This is a genomic window from Aporhodopirellula aestuarii (assembly GCF_023701485.1).
Taxonomy (GTDB): Bacteria; Planctomycetota; Planctomycetia; order Pirellulales; family Pirellulaceae; genus Rhodopirellula; species Rhodopirellula aestuarii.
In genome coordinates this window covers 1-19,049 of record NZ_JAMQBK010000052.1, presented here as the reverse complement: position 1 = coordinate 19,049, position 19,049 = coordinate 1, and the positions used below count along the sequence as shown (strand labels likewise).

Here is a 19,049-nt window from a genome sequence, read left to right as displayed (position 1 = left end):
GATGCATTGGCAACCACTCTACTGGACCGCAACCTACTGGATTCTCGTCGCCGCGATCGTTGCTCTGTTGATCGCAGCTCGAAGGATTGCGATTTCTGAAAAAACTGCGAAGTGGTGGTTACTGACTCTCCGCGGCGTCGTTTTGCTTGGTTTGGTCGTGCTGCTGATCAATCCGATCGACCGCCGAGAAACGATCTTGCCGCCCCAACCACCTGCGGTCTCTCTGCTGGTTGATTGCTCAGAAAGCATGACGCTTGGCGTGGGAAGATCCAGAATGGATGACGTTAAGAAAACCATTGATACGGTGACACGAGAGGTTCAATCGACACACCCGATGCGATTTTCGATGTTTCGTTTTGGTCGCCATCTAGCAAAGGTTCCCAACTTGACAGCCCTAAATGCCAACGAAGACGCCTCGCTGCTTGGTGACGCACTCGAACGTCTACCTTCGCGTTTGGCCGGTGACCGGCCTCGAGCGGTGGTGCTGTTTTCCGACGGTGCGGTTCCAACGGAACCACAACTGCAAACGATTACTTCGGCGTACCGCGACTTGAATGTTCCCATCCATGTTGTGCTGCCGCAACAGCAAGAGATACGTGGGGATATCGCAATTACTCAGTTGGCGATCCCGCCTCATGTCGCATCAGGCGATGTCGCAACGGTCCGCGCCGTCATTGACAGCCGCGGGTTTGATGGCCAGCGAGTCATCGTCTCGATTCATCCCGCAGATCGACCGAATGCGGCCGCGCTCACTACTTTACCGCTGACGTTGCATGACGGTCCAACGCCGTGTGAGTTAGTCGTCACCGCCGATTCATCCCTCGGTGATTTAGTATTACAGGTTCCCGTCTTCGATGGTGAAGCGATCGATTCCAATAACGGGATTCCGTTCCGTCTTACCGATCGTGAACGGAAACTGAAGGTACTTTATCTGGAAGGGACGAGCCAAGGGGCGTACGCCGAGCTTCGCGACGCCCTGCAAGAGGACCCTGAAATTCAATGCACCGCCATCGTTGTCAATGATCAGTATGCCAATCGGCCTAGTCTACAACGAATTGATGATCCGTATCGCGGTTATCCCACGACGCGTACGGAACTGTTCGAGTACGACATTGTGATCTGCAGCGACATCTCCTCTCGCGCGTTCACGCCGGAGCAAATCGCCTGGACGGTCGAATTGGTCGACAAACGGGGCGGCGGGTTCGTCATGATCGGCGGCTACACCAGTTTCGGTTCGGGGGGATGGGATCGGACGGCGTGGGAGCAACTCATCCCATTCGACATGACGAATCGGCGAGACTATCTGAACCAACCATTCCAAGTCGATGTTCCAACCGAAGCCCAGTCGCATCCGATTTGGAAACTACTTGACGACCCACAACGCAATCGCTCCGCTGTCGAGTCGATGCCGCAATTCACGGGCACTAACTTAATAGCACGCGTCAAGCCAGCGGCGACCTTGCTGGGTCAAACGCAGGCCCCGCTATCCAAGGTAGGTGTGATGCCGATTTTCGCCTGCCAAACTTTCGGCCGTGGGCGAACATTCGCAATGTCGACCGATACGACAGAGGGCTGGGGCCGGTACTTCGAGTCACAGTGGGGAGTGGGGGACAATCGTTACTACCGGAAATTCTGGCGCAACGTTGCTCGTTGGCTTGCGGAAAATTCGCAGGCATCTCAGCGACGGTTGCTCGTTCGTTGCGACCGAGTCATCTATTCGCAGAATGATCCCATCCAAGTGGTCGTCGAGGCATTCGACAAACAACTCAATCCCACGACGGACTATCGGCTGACCGCCAGACTGCAATCCGACAAATTGACCAGCAGCGATCCACCAGCTCTCTCGACAATCCCTAGTGATGTCATCGATTTGCAGCCCGACGTGTCGCTGCAGCGTTATAGCGGATCCATTCAAGCTGAACTTCCGTCGTCCGATAAGTCGTCGAGTCCCATGCAAACCATTCACCTGGTCGTAACCGCTTGGCTCGCCGATCAGCAAGTCGCGAGTGAATCAATTGAACTTCAACTACTTCACCAGTCCGACGAATGGTTAAACCCACAATCCCAACCTGAGACGCTGCAACTCGTCGCCGAATCAAGCGGCGGTAGCATTCTGACATCCGCTGACGAGCTCACACGGCTGCTTCGGTCATATGATTCGGCACCTGGTGAAAGGCTCATACACAAAGTTCCGCTGTGGGATCGCTCATGGGTTTGGATTGGTTTGCTGAGCGGGCTGGTGGTCGACTGGGTGCTCAGACGCAGACATGCGGCCACTGATCACCAGGTAATTCTGAACCATTAGATGTTGTGGATCCTGATGGTGATTTCTCGTTCATTTACTTTGTCAACTTAATCGCGAGTGGATGTGTTGGAGTTTCACCGAGTTCTATCCGAAGACGTTGAGTAAGCGTTAACATGCATTGGCAACCGCTCTACTGGACCGCGACCTACTGGATTCTCGTCGCCGCGATCATTGCTCTATTGATCGCTGCTCGAAGGATTGCGATTTCTGAAAAAACTGCGAAGTGGTGGTTACTGGCTCTACGCGGCGGAGTCTTGCTCGGTTTGGTCGTGCTGCTGATCAATCCGATCGACCGCCGCGAAACGATCTTGCCGCCCCGACCGCCTGCAGTCTCTCTGCTGGTTGATTGCTCACAAAGCATGACGCTTGGTGTAGAAAGATCCAGGATGGATGACGTCAAGCAAACCATTGACAAGGTGACACGAAAAGTTCAATCGACGCACCCGATGAAATTTTCAATGTATCGTTTTGGTCGCCATCTGGCGAAAGTTCCCAACTTGACGGCCCTGAACGCCAACGACGACGCCTCGTTGCTTGGTGACGCATTGGAGCGTCTTCCTTCGCGTTTGGCCGGTGACCAGCCTCGAGCAGTGGTGCTGTTTTCCGACGGTGCAGTGCCAACGGAACCGCAACTGCAAACACTTTCCTCGGCGTATCGCGACTTGAACGTCCCCATTCATGTTGTGCTGCCGCAACAGCAAGAGATACTTGGGGATATCGCAATTACTCAGCTAGCGATACCGCCCCGTGTCGCATCAGGCGATGAAGCAACGGTCCGTGCCGTCATTGACAGCCGCGGGTTTGATGGCCAACGAGTCGTTGTCTCGATTCGCCCCGCAGATCGCCCCAATGCGGCCGCGCTCACTACTCTGCCGATTATGTTGCATGACGGTCCAACGCCATGTGAGTTGGTCGTCACCGCCGATTCATCCATGAGTCAATTGGAATTACAAATCCCGGTTCTTCAAGGCGAAGCGGTCGGCTCAAATAATCGGATCCCATTTCGATTGATCGATCGAGATCCGAGGCTCAAGGTGCTCTATATGGAAGGCAACCCGGGAAAAGCGTATGAGGCGTTGCAAGACGCGGTGCAGGAAGACCCTGACATAGAATGCGTCTCGATCGTCGTCGACAACGTACACGCTAGTCGTCCACGTCTGAAACAGGTCGATCATCCGTCTCGCGGTTACCCAGCGACGCGAACTGAGCTATTCGGCTTCGATGTGGTGATCTGTAGCGATATTCCTCGCCGTGCGTTCACGCAAGAGCAAATTGATTGGACCGTGGAATGGGTCGGTAAACGGGGTGGGGGCTTTGCAATGGTTGGCGGCATCCAGAGTTTCGGTTCCGGCCGATGGGACCGGACCGAGTGGGAGCAGCTCATTCCGTTTGACATGGCCGGTCATCGCGACCATCTCGCTCAGCGGTTTGAAGTCGAAGTCCCTGTCGATGCGGAGTCCCACCCGATATGGAGGCTCTTTGACGATCCGAAACAGAATCATGCCGCGATTCAAGCGATGCCACAATTTACCGGCACAAATTTGATTTCACGTGTGAAGCCGGCCGCGACGCTACTCGGTCACACACGGAATCCGCTCCTGCGAGTTGGAATCATGCCCGTTTTTGCGTGCCAAACCTACGGGCGTGGTCGCACCTTCGCGATGTCGACCGATACGACAGAAGCTTGGGGGCAGTACTTCGAGTCACAGTGGGGAGTGGGGGACAATCGTTACTACCGGAAATTCTGGCGCAACGTTGCTCGTTGGCTTGCGGAAAATTCGCAGGCATCTCAGCGACGGTTGCTCGTTCGTTGCGACCGAGTCATCTATTCGCAGAATGATCCCATCCAAGTAGTCGTCGAGGCATTCGACAAACAACTCAATCCCACGACGGACTATCGCCTGACCGTCAGACTTCAAGCCGACGAACTAACCAGCAGCGATCCACCAGCTCTCTCGACAATCCCTAGTGATGTCATCGATTTGCAGCCCGACGTGTCGCTGCAGCGTTATAGCGGATCCATTCAAGCTGAGCTTCCGTCGTCCGATAAGTCGTCGAGTCCCATGCAAACCATTCACCTGGTCGTAACCGCTTGGCTGGCCGATAAGCAAGTCGCGAGTGAATCGATCGAACTTCAACTACTTCACCAGTCCGAAGAATGGTTAAAACCCCAATCCCAACCTGAGACGCTGCAACTCGTCGCCGAATCAAGCGGCGGAAGCATTCTGACATCTGATGACGATCTCATGCGGCTTCTTCGATCGTATGATTCGGCACCTGGTGAAAGGCTCATACACACCGTTCCGCTGTGGGATCGCCCATGGATTTGGGTTGGTTTGCTGAGCGGGCTGGTGGTCGACTGGGTGCTCAGACGCAGACATGCGGCCACTGATCACAAGGTAATTCTGAACCATTAGATGTTGTGGAAGTTTTCCTTTACGGGCGCATCATCGCAAACATGCACGGCAGTTTGGTTTCCGATGCCCTGATACATTTCTATCTCAATGCCCATGAATCTATCTCCCAACAAGAATTTTTGCCTGATTGTAAATCCGCACGGTGGGCGCAAGAAAGGCTTGCACCTGCTGAGCGAGATCCAGCCGATTTTTGACACGGCAGGCATCAAGCTGGAGGTCATAGTGACCGAGTTCGCTGGACATGCCAGAGAAATTGCTAAACAGAAAGACCTGGTTGGCTATGACGGCATGATCGTCATCGGTGGCGATGGGACGATGCACGAAATACTGAATGGACTCTTCACGCGAGAAGACCAACAAACGATTCCAATTGGCTTGATCCCAGGCGGATCGGGAAATTCTCTGATCGTGGATCTGGAATTAACAGACCCAGTCGACGCTGCAAAAGCAATTGTCGATGAACATATTCGCAAGTTCGATGTGGTGGAAATCACTACCAACGGCAGGACGGTTTATTCTTTCAATATTATCGGCTGGGGACTTGTAACCGATGTCGGCATTCGAGCGGAAAAATGGCGATGGCTGGGACCTGCCAGGTACACCATTGTCAGCCTGCTCAAGGTGCTGCGGGGAACTCAAGCTCGATCCGCCCAACTTATTCTCGATGGCAAGGAGATCGCGGATGAGTTCACTTTTGTCATGGTCTGCAACACTCGCTACACAGGTGCCATGAAGATTGCCCCCCAGGCCAAACTCGATGATGGCCTACTGGACGTGATTGTTCTGCGGCATGGTGCAAGTAGGCTGAAGTTACTCAGCCTTTTCAATCGAATTTACGACGGGACGCATGTCGAAGATCCGGTCGTGGAATACTACACGGCATCCCAAATTTCGTTGACTTCGAATCAAGCCGACCCGCTCAACATCGACGGCGAACTCACTGGGACGACTCCGTTCGATATAGAAGTAAGGCCCAGAGCGATTGAAATGTTTGATCGAAGAAAAGAGAAGTGCCAAAACAGGCTTGTCATCAGCGGTAAAGGTGGCCAATCGGTTCCGCTATGCTAAGAAGCGTAAATACAGACAGCTGCATGACGGAACTCTTGTTTCGTGAGCAAGTTGCACAAGAATTTGAGGGAGATGCCGGATTCCCCAAATGACCAAGATCGACGGCGAAAGGCGAAAAGTCTTGGGATACAAATGCGAGTACCTGCGTATCAAACTGGGAAATCTTCTTTTCCCGCGTCATCAATACATTGCTTTTGACGCTACCCACATAGGACTCCCATGAACTGCACTTCGGTAAAAATGCTGCCATGACCAACGAATCTGCCGCTGATGACGAAGCTATTCAGGTGTTGCTGGCTGAGTTGCTAGAGGCGGCTGAGCGAGGGGAAGCGATTGATCGTGAGCAACTTTGTAGCTTGTACCCGCAGTATGCCGACTCTATTTGCGAATTTCTGGACAACAACGGTCTCGTCCGCGATGCGATGGCGGTTTTTCGAGATGATGCTACCGAGCGGCCCATCGATTCGGCGTTTGCGCCGACACTTGATTCTCAGGCTGCTGGCCAATCGACTAAGTTCGAGATTGGCGATTCACTTCGGTATGTCGGCGAATATGAAATCGTCGACGAAATCGCGCGTGGCGGAATGGGGATTGTATTTCGCGCGAGGCAATCGCAGTTGCGCCGCGACGTCGCACTGAAAATGATATTGGCGGGAAGGCTGGCATCGGATGCCGACGTCGACCGTTTTTATCGCGAAGCTCGCGCGGCTGCGGCGCTAAAACACCCCAACATCGTGAGCGTCCACGAAGTCGGCGAGCATGAAGGACATCACTACTTCACGATGGACCTAGTCGATGGCAGAAGTTTGGCATCGAGCATCAGCGAAGAAACGCTATCGCCAAAAAAAGCGGCGGAGCTCATCAAAACCGTTACCCTAGCCATCGCATACGCGCATCATCAAGGAGTGCTGCATCGCGATCTGAAGCCCGCTAATATTCTAATCGATGAAAGTGGCCAACCGCATGTCACCGACTTTGGTTTGGCGAAAACATTGTCGCGTGATGCAACGGATAATGACCTAACCGCGACCGGGCAGATCTTGGGCACGCCTAGCTACATGGCGCCCGAGCAGGCGTTGGCGAAGCATCAGCTCGTTGGCGTCGCCTGCGATGTCTATTCACTCGGTGCGATCTTGTACGCTTGCTTGAGCGGTCGCGGTCCGTTTGTCGCCGACTCAGCCGTCGACACCATTCGGCAAGTGATCGAGAAAGAACCGGTATCGCTAAGACTTTTGAATCCGCAAGTTCCTAAGGACCTGGAAACGATCTGTTTGAAGTGTTTGCAGAAGGAACCCCAGAGTCGTTACGGAACAGCTGGCGAATTGGCTTGCGATCTGGATCGGTTCCTTGAAGGTAGACCAGTGTCGGCCCGCCCGATCAGTCGAATCAGCAAGACAATGCGTTGGTGTCGTCGGAACCGAGTTGTCGTTGCTGCTGCGGTGGCACTGATAACCTCACTTTGTCTTGGCATAATTGGAACGACCATAGGTCTCGCGAGGGCGATGACGTCGGAACAGAAGGCGATTAGCGACCGAAACAAGGCAACTGAACTCGCAGCTGACAATCGAGCCCTTGCGATTCGAGAAAGGGACGCAAAAAGAGAATTGCAAGAACTCAGTGAACAGCTTGCCAAGCAGCTAAAGCAAGAGACTGTTTGGCGCTTAGCGGCTCAGTCGGAGGCAACTCGAATGGAGATGCCGGTTCTGAGCCTTCTGCTGGCGATTGAGGCCGTTGAAACAACCTGGCGCGATGATCATTCAGTGCTGCCAGTTGCCCATCAAACCATTGTAGATGCTCTCAGCCAAGTTAAAGGTGTGCCTCTTGTTGGCCATAGCGAACCCGTGTATTCGATCGACATAGCTCCTGGCGGTCGTTGGATGTACACAACCAGTAAAGATGGCGCAATTCGACGTTGGGATTTGAGTCGGGAGGAGATCGAAGCGACGCCAACAGTCATTCGCGGCCACGGCGTGCTTGGCGTTGCCCCGACGGTCCATGGGCGGTGGGTCAGTGGTACCAGAGCGACTGCAGATGGTCGCTGGTTGGTCTCGATTGGACACGACAAGACGACTCGGCTTTGGGACCTAAAATCACAAAATCCTGCGACCTCTCACCGAATACTGGAGCACCGGACGGGAACGGTTTCTCAAGTTGCGATTAGCCCCGATGGTAGATGGCTGGCAACGGCAGGATACATCGATCCAACAATTAGTCTTTGGGATCTTTCGGCGGGTGCTGACGTACGTAAGGTCACGCTCAATGGTCATAGTAGTTTTGTCACGGGACTAGAGTTTACACCCGACGGCAAACGGTTGATCAGCGCAAGCCAAGCGACCGCGCGAATCTGGAATTACCAAGATCCAGAGGATTCGGAAAGCATTCCTTTGCGGGGGCACACCTCAACAATCTTGACACTGGCGATTAGCGAAAACAGCCAACGGCTTGTCACCGCCGGCGCGGATCGAACGATTCGTGTTTGGGACCTTGCTGCAGAGAATCCGGGGGCGAAACCCGTGATCTTGACAGGGCATGAGGCTACGGTCAGAGATCTGGACTTGACTCCGGATGGTCGTACGCTCGTCTCGGCGAGCGAAGATCGGACAGCAAGAGTCTGGGATCTCGACGCGGAGAGTCATCTTCGTCTCACGCTTAAAGGACATCGGAATTGGGTGAAACGCGTCAAGATCACTTCCGATGGTCGCTATGTGATCACAGGCAGTGAGGACAAGACACTGCGACTTTGGGACCTAAATGCAACCGATCCGATGTTCCGTGAACTTAAAGGGCATGAATCCCCAATCCGAGGAATCGTCTTGGACGAAGACCATAGCCGGTTCGTGACAATTAGCGACGACTTAGCAGCACGAGAATGGAGCCTTCAAAGCTTCACCCGTGAGGGCATTGTTCGAGTCGTTGATGAAAGAGCTTGGGTCAATTCAGTATCCATTACAAACGACATGGAGTGGCTTGTCACTACGGGAACTTTTTTGCCTGACAGTCGTTCAAACGGTTCTCGATCTTGGACCAAAGTAATTCGTTTGAAGACAAACGAATCGGCATTTTATACGTCAGGAACAGCGCGTCCCAAGATTAGCAAGCAACTTAGCCAAGCTTTCGCGACCGACGCTGACGGCAGTGTCCGTGTTTTGAAACTCGACTCCAGATCCCTCGGGAGAACGGACACGTTTCTCAAGCTTCCAGAATGGCATGCTGCTCGAATTGCGATAAACACGAAAGGAACGCGGCTTGCGGTTGTCTATCGGCAATCTTCTCGTGTCAAAAGGAAGGCTGTTCTTTGGGATGTGTCAACGGCGCCCCCTGAGATCTACTTTGAAAGGCCGGCGGCGTCCGATTGCTGCGTCATAAGTTCAGATGAAAAGCTTGCTACGGTGGGCGATGACTGGAATATCAACATTACAAATCTAGCTAATCCGCACCAACCAGCAAGCGTTTTAAACGGGCATAATGAGCCACTGACTGCAATGGAATGGGGGCCAGAAGGTAGGTGGTTAGTATCGGGAGGACAGGACAAAATCATTAAGATATGGGACGCTCTTGCGGATGATCCGTCGTCCACCGTCATTTCTTTACGAGGGCACAACAACACCATCAAGCACTTGGCTATCAGTCCCGACGGCAGGTGGCTGGTTTCAACTGACAACGACGATGTTACGGTGCGACTGTGGAATCTGGCTGCATGGGACAGAGGCCCATCTTATGTAACGCTTTCCGGTCACCGAGGAACAATATCGAACGTGTCGTTTAGTCCTGACAGCAAGATGTTGGTTACAGGGAGCAGTGACCACACTGCCCGGGTATGGTATCTGGATGAATCCCCTTCCAACGCGATAGCTAAGTCAATCGTGCTCAAAGGGCATGATGATGACGTTTCTGACGCATGCTTTACCTCAGACGGTGCGCAGGTCGTGACTTCGAGCAGGGACGGGACTGTAAGATTTTGGAAAGTGAACCCGAAAGCAGTTCTAGAAGATGCTCGACGTCGTGCAGGGCGCCGACTAACCGAAAAAGAGCGAAGCAGGTTTCTTTCTCAGCCAATTAGGCATCTTGGGTCCTGATGGGCTCAAACTGAAGATGGGAATCGGTGATCATCAGGTCAGCAACGCCTGCAATTTTTACGGCTCTCCGTGAGAACGGGGGCCCGATGCCCTTGCTCGTCAATTCCGCCAGCGCCCTGCTCGGCAGAATCTGACCAGTGGGTGAATTGTAATATCCCATCGCAAAAGCTGGGGCGCGTGAGGGCGTTGATTGCTCCGCTGGAGCGTATTCGATCGGCTCCCTCTACTTCCTGCGGTTGCATCGCCCTCGCGGACTTCGGTCGGGGTGAAACTCGCGTCGGTGTCTTCAGAATCTGGGCACCGACGCGCCGAAATGGCCCTCACCGCAGTGCCATTCGAGTCAGGCCTTGTGTTGAGTGTTGATCAAAACGAAAACTCAGCGCAAGGCCTGACCACGACGAAGTCTACCGGTAACCAAACACGTTCCTACTGGCAACTCCTTGCTCAGTCTTTCACTCTTAATCAGGACGTACCAAATACGCTATTCTCAGGGACACTCCCAACATGGTCGCAACCAGGATCGAACCCAAGAGAGTAGACACCGAGAATAGCGTGACGAATCCGTAGAACAGCAGAAGGGAACGAAAAGAGATTCGCTTCAAGCTGCCAAGCGTGTCATATACCATGACATTAGTCCGACTAAGGATCCAATTTCCGCCCACGGTCCAAGAATAGGAAAGTCGATTTTCGGACTCCTTGGAAGGATGCTGATCAGCAAGACAAGGAAGCCGATTCCAATCACTGCCGACGTGAAGATCCAGGCAATTGCAAATTCGGGTCGATGAATCAAACGACGCAGTCCGACGGGATGATCGTCAGTCGACTGCGAGTCGTCGCTGGACGCTGATGGCGAATCGTAGGGGTTTAAAGGCATGCAATTGAAATCAAAGATGAATTCGGAAGTTGCCAAGTGTTCATATTCAGTTCCGATGGATTTGAGGGGAATTCGCAGCCATTTAGTGACTCGCGATTCGTTGCGTAGCGGACAAAACAGGCTTGTAATCAGCGGTTTAGGTCGCCAACTGGGGCCGCTGTGCTAAGCTAAAAAGCGTGAATTAGGTGTGCTGCATGACGAAGTCTTCGTTTCATGGGCTAGTCGATCAGGAATTTGCGTCATCGGGGCGACCGAATAGACGCACTAATTAGTGAGGCCGATACAACACTCCATGAGGAATCACGATGCAAAACCGCCACTTGATAATCGCCCTTCTTCTTTTTCTCGCATTCGGGACGTTGAGCGTTCGCGCCGAACGAGCCTGGAGCGGATCGATTCACCTGGTTGAATCCAACATCCTGCTTCATTTTGGCGGAATGGAATATGGTTATTGGTCGGATGTCGGGTACTTGAAACTCCCCGGAAGCAGTATTCGAGGCGGTACGTACCAAGGATTAGTTGCGTACCGATTCCTGCCCGATCCAAATGATCCTCTTCGTTCGACAATCAAGGGCACCGTTCGACTTGAGATCGACGGTAAGAAAGCAAAAATCAAGAACCTGGTATTGGTCCGACGAACCCCAACAGCCGACTGGCGGATCGATCCTGAAATCATTGAGAGATTAAAAGAATCTGAGACAGCGAAACACGATCTGGAATTGAAGAGAGAGGAACCGAACACTCGCTCGATCGCAGAGGAAAAAGCTAAGGAAAAAGAGAAAAGTCATGATTGAGAACTTCGGTCGCAACCTCCAAATTGAGCCGGCAGAGTACTGTTGCCCCCAATCTGAGTCGGAGCTACTTGCGTTTCTCGACGCGAATCGCGACCAGAAGATTCGTGCGATCGGACGATTGCACTCTTGGAGCAAGGTTATTCAGACCGACGGGGCGGTGGTCGACATGAAGCACTTCAACGCAATGTCGCTGGAGGAGTTTGAGGGAGTTTCGGCCGTGCGCGTGGGTGCAGGATGTCAGATCAAAGAGGTCATTTACATGCTTCAACAGCATTGCCTGACGCTGTCGACGCTTGGCTTGATCGACGAACAGTCTGTCGCGGGGGCGATCTCCACAGGCACTCATGGTTCGGGGAAAGAAAGTCTCTCGCATTTTGTACTTGGTGTTCGGATTGCCACCTTTTGCAACGGGGACGGCAAGGCAAAGCTATCCTCATTTCAATCAGATCAACCAATGCTACTCCGCGCGTCACGCTGTTCTCTCGGATGCCTTGGAATTATCACCGAAGTTGTGTTACCCGTCAGAAAGCAATAAGCAATCGAGGAGCATCTCAAACGATACAACGCGCTCGACGAAGTGTTAGCGAAAGAGGCCGAATACCCTTTGCAACAATTCTATCTCGTTCCCTGGCGATGGGACTACTTTGCCCAACATCGCAAAGAATCGAATCGAACGCATAGTTGGCATGCGCGAGCCTACCGCTGGTTCTGGTCGCTGGGGATGGACACCATATTCCATCTTTTCGTTTGCATGCTCGCGCGTTGGTTGCCAAGTCGCTGCACGAAACTTGCTTACCGGCATCTCATTCCTCGGCTGATTCCTCAGAACTGGAAAGTCGTGGATCGATCCGATCGACAACTGACGATGCAGCACGAACGGTTTCGCCATATCGAAGTCGAGATTTTTGTTCAGCGAAAACACCTTGGCAAAGCAATCCGTTCCGCCATCGAATTGATGAACCTCTATGCGTCGAAGCCAATAAACAAGCGTTATGTTCATCACTATCCAATTTGCATCCGTCGCGTGATGCCTGACGACACTCTGGTATCACCAGCTTCGGGCGGTACAGAGCCGTGGTACACGCTTAGTTTCATCAGCTATGCACGGCCCGCGGAACGACAAGGCCTTGAAGCCTTCGCCGCCGAAGTAGTTCAGGTGATGGCCTCGCGGTTCGATGCGCGACCTCACTGGGGAAAATTCTGTCCGATCGATGCACCGACTGTTGAAAGACTTTATCCGAATTGGAAGGAGTTTAGCCAGATTGTCAGATCCAGCGGCGACGATTTTCCTTGCTTGAACGAATGGCTGTTTGGATTGCTTCATCACTCTCCGTCCGACGAGTGAGTCAAATGACAAAACGCGACACCCTACTGGATGACGGTAAGCATCTACCAAGAATGCAAACAAGAAATTGCGTTCATTTTTCGCGTCATCAGGGCGTCGGAATGTTCGCTTAGATTCGCAGGTGGCTCGCGTCGAAACAAATCCAGATAGGAACTTGATCATGCGACGCTTCGCAACGTACTTTTTACACTGCTCACTGGTAGCGTTGGGTGCCGAATCTTGGGCTGCCAACCAAGTTTACGGAGCAGTTTCGCCTTGGGGCCAAATGGTGGATTCTGACGGTGAATCGAAAAGTGTGGGGCGGCAACCGAACCAAGTCGGAACGCTGGCCCAATTGCGAACCATCGCAATACGTACAAGCAACAGGTCTAAGCAAGTCGCCAGAGTGGTTTCTGCGTTATACTGGCGAAGACGGCATGCCAAGCAGCCAAGCGGGTTCAAACCATGATTACAGACGACGACTTATTCATAAGAAAGGATCTCGTTTCATGGTTGGTTACGGCTAGTTTGTTTGCCTATGTCGCCTCGTTCGTCATGCCCGTCGTTGATGTACGTCCGTCGTTGTTGTTTCGAGGACGTGAGTACCCACACGGCATCATTGGAGTAGAGGCATTTGTAATTGCATTTTGGGCCATGGTTTCGGATGGTGATAGTTTCGTTTGGCTAGCCAATCCAACCTACTGGTTTGCCATCGTTTTATTGTTTCGCGGATCGGTCAGTTTCTGGCCGCTAACACTAAGTGTAATCGCTTTACTAAGTCCATTCTTGATGGTTCATTCCATGAATGAAACGTGGCTTCTCGGTTACTATACTTGGCTGCTCAGTTTTGGGTTTTCCGCAGCGGCGTCATTGATCGTTTTGTGGCGGGGGTGCTCAACACCAGAACAGAACATCGCCGCCAGCAACGAACGCTCTACAAAGAAACAGTCGCAAGCTGAAGATTGAGTGATTGCCGCGAAAGGTGCTTGCTGCTCCAGTCCCGGCGGTAGCCTTGCTCGCCGATTGTTCGCAAAGCATGGCGCTCGGCAATGCCCAATCGCGACTTGACCGCGTCAGGCTTACCGTTGAGTCTGTCTCGTGAAGCGTGCATTCGACGCGCCCGATGCGACTCCCGCTGTATCGGTCTAACTTGGAAGTTTTGACCGCGATCGACATATAGGGTAACGTGATTCATTAGTTGTCATTCGCAGCTACAGCGGAGAATCGCAAAAACTATCACTTCTTGAGTCATCATGTCGTCGGAACCTTCGCTTAGATTCATAGGCGGCTCACCTCTAACAAAAATCTTGATAGGAATTTGATCATGCGATGCTTCGCAATTTGCTTTTTGCTGTGCTCACTGACAGCGTTGGGTGCCGAATCCCGGGCTGCTGACCAAGTGTACGGAACTTTTTCGCCTTGGGGCCAACTGGTGGATCCTGATGGTGATTGCTCGTTCACGGTTAGTCGCGAAGCAATCACGATTAATTTTAGCGGTGCCGCTCATGGGCTGGACGCGGAGCATAGCCGCATGAATGCTCCACGAGCACTTCGGTCGATGGAAGGCGATTTCGCCGTCAAAGTGACCGTTGATGGAAACTTGGCGCTGCCTGGCGACAAGAGCCAAACGGCATACGTCAGCGGTGGACTTGTACTTTTGCAAGACGATCGCAACTACATTCGCTTGGAGAGGGCCAGCTTCACGCGAGGCGGCTCGGTGAAACACTACGCAAACTTTGAACAACGCGTCGACGCAAAGCGAGTTCGCATGGGCTTGTTTCGTGACTATCCGCTCTCGGAAGACCGGCCAGTCGACTTTCGACTTGAGATAAAAGCAGGAAGCGTCCGCGCTCTGGCGCGTAACGATGGTCAGCCATGGCACGAGATGGGAACGGCCAAGATAGATCCCGAAGCTACCTATTCCGTAGGCGTTTCTGGCGTGAATACGTCAGGGCAACCCGTTGCGGTCACTTTTCGTAATATCCGACATCAGCATGAATTTGCTGCAGTCGAAAATGATTCGAGTTCCGAGATCAATCTTACCCAGCCACAGAAAGCTGCGTCGTTGCCAAGATCAACGAAAGCACTGGATGACGAACTCATGGCGGGGATGATTGGCATCCAGCGTCGATCCAGAGACATCAAGTTGATGGGCGTAGCGGCTCGCCGAGCTTTGATTGATGATGCCGTGAATCTAGTCAGCGAGGTTAATGCCGAAGCTAGCGTGCGTATGATTCCACCGTTCGTTGCTTGGTTTAGTAGAGCGTTCCAAACAGCCGATGATTACGAATCGGAAATTGCTGTTTATGACAAGTTCATCGCCGCAGTAAAAGAAATCGAAGGTCCGATCTCCGAGCGGATGATGGAACAACTCAGCACAAAGCGAGACGCACTCAATTTCAAATTCTCGATGATTGGTAAACCGTTGGAACTGGAGGGTGAAACACTTTCTGGAGCAGCATTTGATTGGAAGAGCTACAGGGGTAAAGTCGTCCTGGTCGACTTCTGGGCCTCTTAGTGTGGGCCCTGCCGTCGTGAAATCCCAAACGTTTTGGAACAGTATCGAAACTACCACGAGCAAGGGTTTGAAGTGGTGGGAGTCTGTTTAGACTCTGAACGTGACAAAGCAGAGAAGTACATCGAGGACGCAGAACTTCCCTGGCCTTCTTTATTTGCAGACGACGCGGGCTGGAAACACCCGATGGCGACCAAGTACAAGATCACATCGATTCCGACCGCAATCTTGGTCGATCGAGATGGCAACGTCGTATCTTTGTCAGCCCGCGGTGAAAAGTTGCCAGAGCTTTTGACCGATCTGATCGGACCTGTGGATCCCGCGTCTCGCTCCGGTGACTGGTCGTCATCGCGGCAACAATGGAAAAATGCTTTGCAGGCATACGAATCGGAGTTGGAAGAGGATGTCAATCATGCACCGGCAAGACAGGGAGCAGCTTTCTCAGCCTTCATGCTGCAGGATACCGACAGATATCTCATGCATGCGAAAGCGGCCTAGCAACTCGCCAAAGAGTTGAGAGCAGAAAACATTAGAGCGAGCGCCCAGTTAGTGGGCGCAGCCAGTCGAATGCCAGGAGCATTTGACGATTTTGACACGGCCATCGAGATCACGACCCAGTCCTGGAAAGATGCGGAGCAATTTCATGAAAGCCAGAACCTCTTGTTCGTCCTGAATCGTGCGGAGCGGTTTGAAGAGCTGTTTACCACCTGCGACGCAATGGCTGGAATTGCCGATGAGCGGCGTGACAAGAGTATTCTATTACATCTCAAGGCTACCGCACTTTATCACCTGGACCGGATGGAGGAAGCTAACGCGTTGCTTTCCCAAGCAACCAAATTCTTTAGCGAAAGCACGCCTGGTATCGGGCCAGGACGCGAAATTCCTGGCGCGAATTGCGACTGGTTCGTGATGAGCGTCTCGGCACGTAACGAAGCCAACGAAGTTGCGCTAACAAAGCTGGATGACGTCATGACAACCCATCCAGATGACATTGAATTGCTCGCAACTCGTGCCCAATTGCATTTTCTTTGGCGCCGCTGGGAGGCTGCGACACGGGATTTTCAGCAACTTGCCCAACGCAAGCCGCACGATTTAGAGACGCTGGAGCTTGCGGCAATCAGTGCGTTGTTAGCCGGTCAAATCGAGGATTTTCAAGCCCTCAGCGAAGGATTGGAACAGATGCTCAATAAGCTCGAGAATGCGGAATCTGCCTGGGAAATTGCACAATGCCTTACACTGATACCAGGCAACATACGCGATGAAGAAAGAGTTCTCGCGGCGGTTCAAGAGAATGCGAAACAACGTCGATTCTGGTGGAGACATCAGGCGGTAATCGGGGTTCTCTACCGGATTGGCAGATACGAAGAAGCTGCTGCGTTGGTCGAACCGACACTGGCTATTGCACGCGGCCAGTCGCAGCGACAGCGATCGGTCACGCTACTATGGCAATCGATGCTTCAGTGGCAATTAGGCGATCAAGCGACAGCAAGGAAAACACTGGTGAACGCCACTTCATTAATCGATCAGAACAGTCAGCCAGCCGGAGTCTATGTTCACGGAAATGCTGACACTGAACTGATCGTGTTGCGTCGCGAAGCCGAGGAACTGATTGGAAATGCTGACGTCAATTGACCCGCAAAGCCGGAAATCCCCACACGTGAGCCGAGCATGTCCGAACCCTATCGACCACCGCGCGCCGAGAATGACGATAAAGCCAGAGGTGTCGCAAAGATACTTTTCATATTGAAAACATACAATAATTTCGTTAGCAGAGTATTGAAGAAGTGGGTCTACGACGCAAGATACCAGCGACCACAGAGTCGTTGCCGGATAGCACGAACAACCCGTATAAATCATCTGTCTTGAGTGACTCTCAGCCCGTTTCGAGAAGTTCAGGTACGGAGGTTGGTTGCATCCTCCGCTACATGGCAGCGTTGCTAGGCGGCATGACCACCGCGTCGTTGGCTGCCGCAATTGCTTTCTGCTTGACAACCATTCTGCTGACCGATCCACTTAGACGACTACTTGGACTCGATAGCGTGTTCGACGAGTTTCTATGGATTGGCAGCCCACTTCTCGCTGCAATCAGTGGGCTGCTGGGAGGCATTGCCTGTGGACTAACGATTAACGAGCCTCGGCAACGCGCACGAAAGATTTCGTTGGTGACGTGTAGTTTGCCATCGCTCTTTTCGCTCTTTGTCGGAATTTCAAAACCTGGAGAACTGCTGTTCAGTTCGGTTCTAGCACTCTTATTATTCGCTTCTGCTGGACCGAGTGTGCTGGTCACTTTATCGCTTCTCCGGTTTGTCAAACGTTCACGTCCAGCATCGCGCGGAACCTGACATCTGGTGGATACAGGTGGACATGATGATCGAGTGCCTTCACATTTCCGAACTACTCACTTGAGTAGGCACTTTCTTCAGAAGCGAGAGACATGTCGTAGCCACTCCAGGTCAGACCACTTGCCACGCTGTTCCGTTCATCACAATTGTGGGGGTGTAACCGGCAACCCGCCAACCAAAAACGCAGCGTTTTAGGTGTTTCCTGACTTTCCACGCGCGAGTTTTGCCAAAACAAAATGGAGTGCAATCGGCGACGTGCAGGACCTGTCGTATATCTTGATATGGTGGGGGAAGAATTCCACGCAAATCCCGCAGTCAGTCATTTGCACATAGTTCGCGCTAGCCGCCCCAGCCTCTCCATTGTGTTGGCGGATCGCCGGTTACACCCCAATTGTGGCGAGCGCAAAGAGCGCGCCAACGTACAGAGCCCAGGGCATGGCCACTATCGATAACAGGAGACCGGCAATTGCCTTCCAGCTTCTGCATCTTACCAATGCTGCAACGGACACACCGATTCCCAAAATAGCGAGCGTAAACGTCACAATGACTATCCCCGCTGCCGCGGCACCATAGTCCCAAGGAAGATGATTGATTGTCTCCAACATCATGACTGCAAGTGGCACAGCAATGGCCGCAACCGAAAGCGACAAAGCAATGTTCGACAGTCGAGCACCAGCGAGCCTGGTATTCGCGATTGACGATCCGGTTGATTCACGGGGCGTTCGGTATGGATCGTCCATTGAACGTTTCATCGCAAAATCCTTATCTCCTCAAAAATGAAGTGTTTCAATAACTATGGCGATGCTTGCGAGAGAACGATGACGGGGAATCTTACTTTTTTCCGCAAGTGCCTAAATGATGTCGTAGTTTAGCTATCGCACCATCAATTTTAGCGGAAGCAGATTTCAGCGCGGTCAAGACAATCTTGCGGGCTCCAGATAGAAGACTGGCGAATCATGCCGCAACTTGACCTGGAGTACCTCTATGTCCACTGTTTCCAAGCACGTCGAATCTTCGCCATTCCCAAAAGTATTGCAGGACAATCCGCTTGAAGTTGGGGCGGTGATGAAACAATTGATGGTGCTGGCTGCGTTCTCGCTGATAGTGGCCAGTATCGCAATGCTCACAGTCAACCTAACCAACTTTTCAGTTCCGCACATCGATGTTGACGCGATCGCATTGGAATTTGCCGTGAGATGCCACTAAACAAGAGAATGGTTACACCGTGTCCGTCCAATCACCTCAATGCACAGTCTTCTGGTCCGAGGCGCTGAGTCGCGGATGGACCTTTCCTATTGTTTTTGCTCTACTAGTCCTGAATCAAGCGAACGCTT

General features: G+C 52.5%; 12 protein-coding genes and 1 pseudogene. 12 read left to right on the top strand and 1 reads right to left on the bottom strand.

Going from position 1 to position 19,049, the window contains the following annotated elements:
• Nucleotide 1: 1 nt before the first annotated feature.
• The 11 genes and pseudogenes from NB063_RS19285 (at nt 2) to NB063_RS19235 (ending at nt 17,005) form a co-directional block, all read left to right on the top strand.
• Complete coding sequence (locus NB063_RS19285) at nt 2–2,305, top strand: glutamine amidotransferase (RefSeq protein ID WP_250930400.1); 2,304 nt, start codon at nt 2–4, stop codon at nt 2,303–2,305.
• 113 nt (nt 2,306–2,418) lie between these two features.
• A complete protein-coding gene (locus NB063_RS19280) occupies nt 2,419–4,722 on the top strand; it encodes a glutamine amidotransferase (RefSeq protein WP_250930399.1) in 2,304 nt (767 codons plus the stop codon).
• A 93-nt stretch (nt 4,723–4,815) separates the two neighbouring features.
• On the top strand, nt 4,816–5,790 hold the full coding sequence (locus NB063_RS19275; protein ID WP_250930398.1) for a diacylglycerol/lipid kinase family protein: 975 nt from the start codon (nt 4,816–4,818) through the stop codon (nt 5,788–5,790).
• 248 nt (nt 5,791–6,038) lie between these two features.
• Complete coding sequence (locus tag NB063_RS19270) at nt 6,039–9,866, top strand: WD40 repeat domain-containing serine/threonine protein kinase (RefSeq protein WP_250930397.1); 3,828 nt, start codon at nt 6,039–6,041, stop codon at nt 9,864–9,866.
• Between the two features lie 1,179 nt (nt 9,867–11,045).
• Nucleotides 11,046–11,534 (top strand): hypothetical protein, encoded by a 489-nt coding sequence (locus NB063_RS19265; protein ID WP_250930396.1) that lies wholly within the window; start codon nt 11,046–11,048, stop codon nt 11,532–11,534.
• Entirely contained in the window at nt 11,527–12,069 is a 543-nt protein-coding gene (locus NB063_RS19260) for an FAD-binding protein (protein WP_250930395.1), read from the top strand. The genes NB063_RS19265 and NB063_RS19260 overlap by 8 nt, the downstream gene beginning before the upstream one ends.
• A 42-nt stretch (nt 12,070–12,111) precedes the next feature.
• Nucleotides 12,112–12,879: a D-arabinono-1,4-lactone oxidase gene (locus tag NB063_RS19255; RefSeq protein ID WP_250930394.1), complete on the top strand. Its 768-nt coding sequence runs from the start codon at nt 12,112–12,114 to the stop codon at nt 12,877–12,879.
• 444 nt (nt 12,880–13,323) lie between these two features.
• Entirely contained in the window at nt 13,324–13,824 is a 501-nt protein-coding gene (locus NB063_RS19250) for a hypothetical protein (protein WP_250930393.1), read from the top strand.
• A 358-nt stretch (nt 13,825–14,182) separates the two neighbouring features.
• Nucleotides 14,183–15,376 carry a DUF1349 domain-containing protein gene (locus NB063_RS19245; RefSeq protein WP_250930392.1) on the top strand — a complete coding sequence of 398 codons (1,194 nt, stop codon included), beginning with the start codon at nt 14,183–14,185 and terminating at the stop codon, nt 15,374–15,376.
• Between the two features lie 12 nt (nt 15,377–15,388).
• Nucleotides 15,389–15,871: pseudogene (locus NB063_RS19240) on the top strand (TlpA family protein disulfide reductase); the annotation flags it as partial.
• Nucleotides 15,872–15,886: 15 nt separating this feature from the next.
• Nucleotides 15,887–17,005 carry a tetratricopeptide repeat protein gene (locus NB063_RS19235; protein ID WP_250930390.1) on the top strand — a complete coding sequence of 373 codons (1,119 nt, stop codon included), beginning with the start codon at nt 15,887–15,889 and terminating at the stop codon, nt 17,003–17,005.
• Nucleotides 17,006–18,095: 1,090 nt separating this feature from the next.
• On the opposite strand, the gene NB063_RS19230 is transcribed toward NB063_RS19235, so the two are convergent.
• Nucleotides 18,096–18,467, bottom strand: coding sequence for a hypothetical protein (locus NB063_RS19230; RefSeq protein ID WP_250930389.1), 372 nt, complete (start codon nt 18,465–18,467; stop codon nt 18,096–18,098).
• Nucleotides 18,468–18,699: 232 nt separating this feature from the next.
• On the opposite strand from NB063_RS19230, the gene NB063_RS19225 reads away from it, so the two are divergent.
• Nucleotides 18,700–18,921, top strand: a complete 222-nt coding sequence (locus tag NB063_RS19225) for a hypothetical protein (protein WP_250930388.1) — start codon at nt 18,700–18,702, stop codon at nt 18,919–18,921.
• Nucleotides 18,922–19,049: the final 128 nt, after the last annotated feature.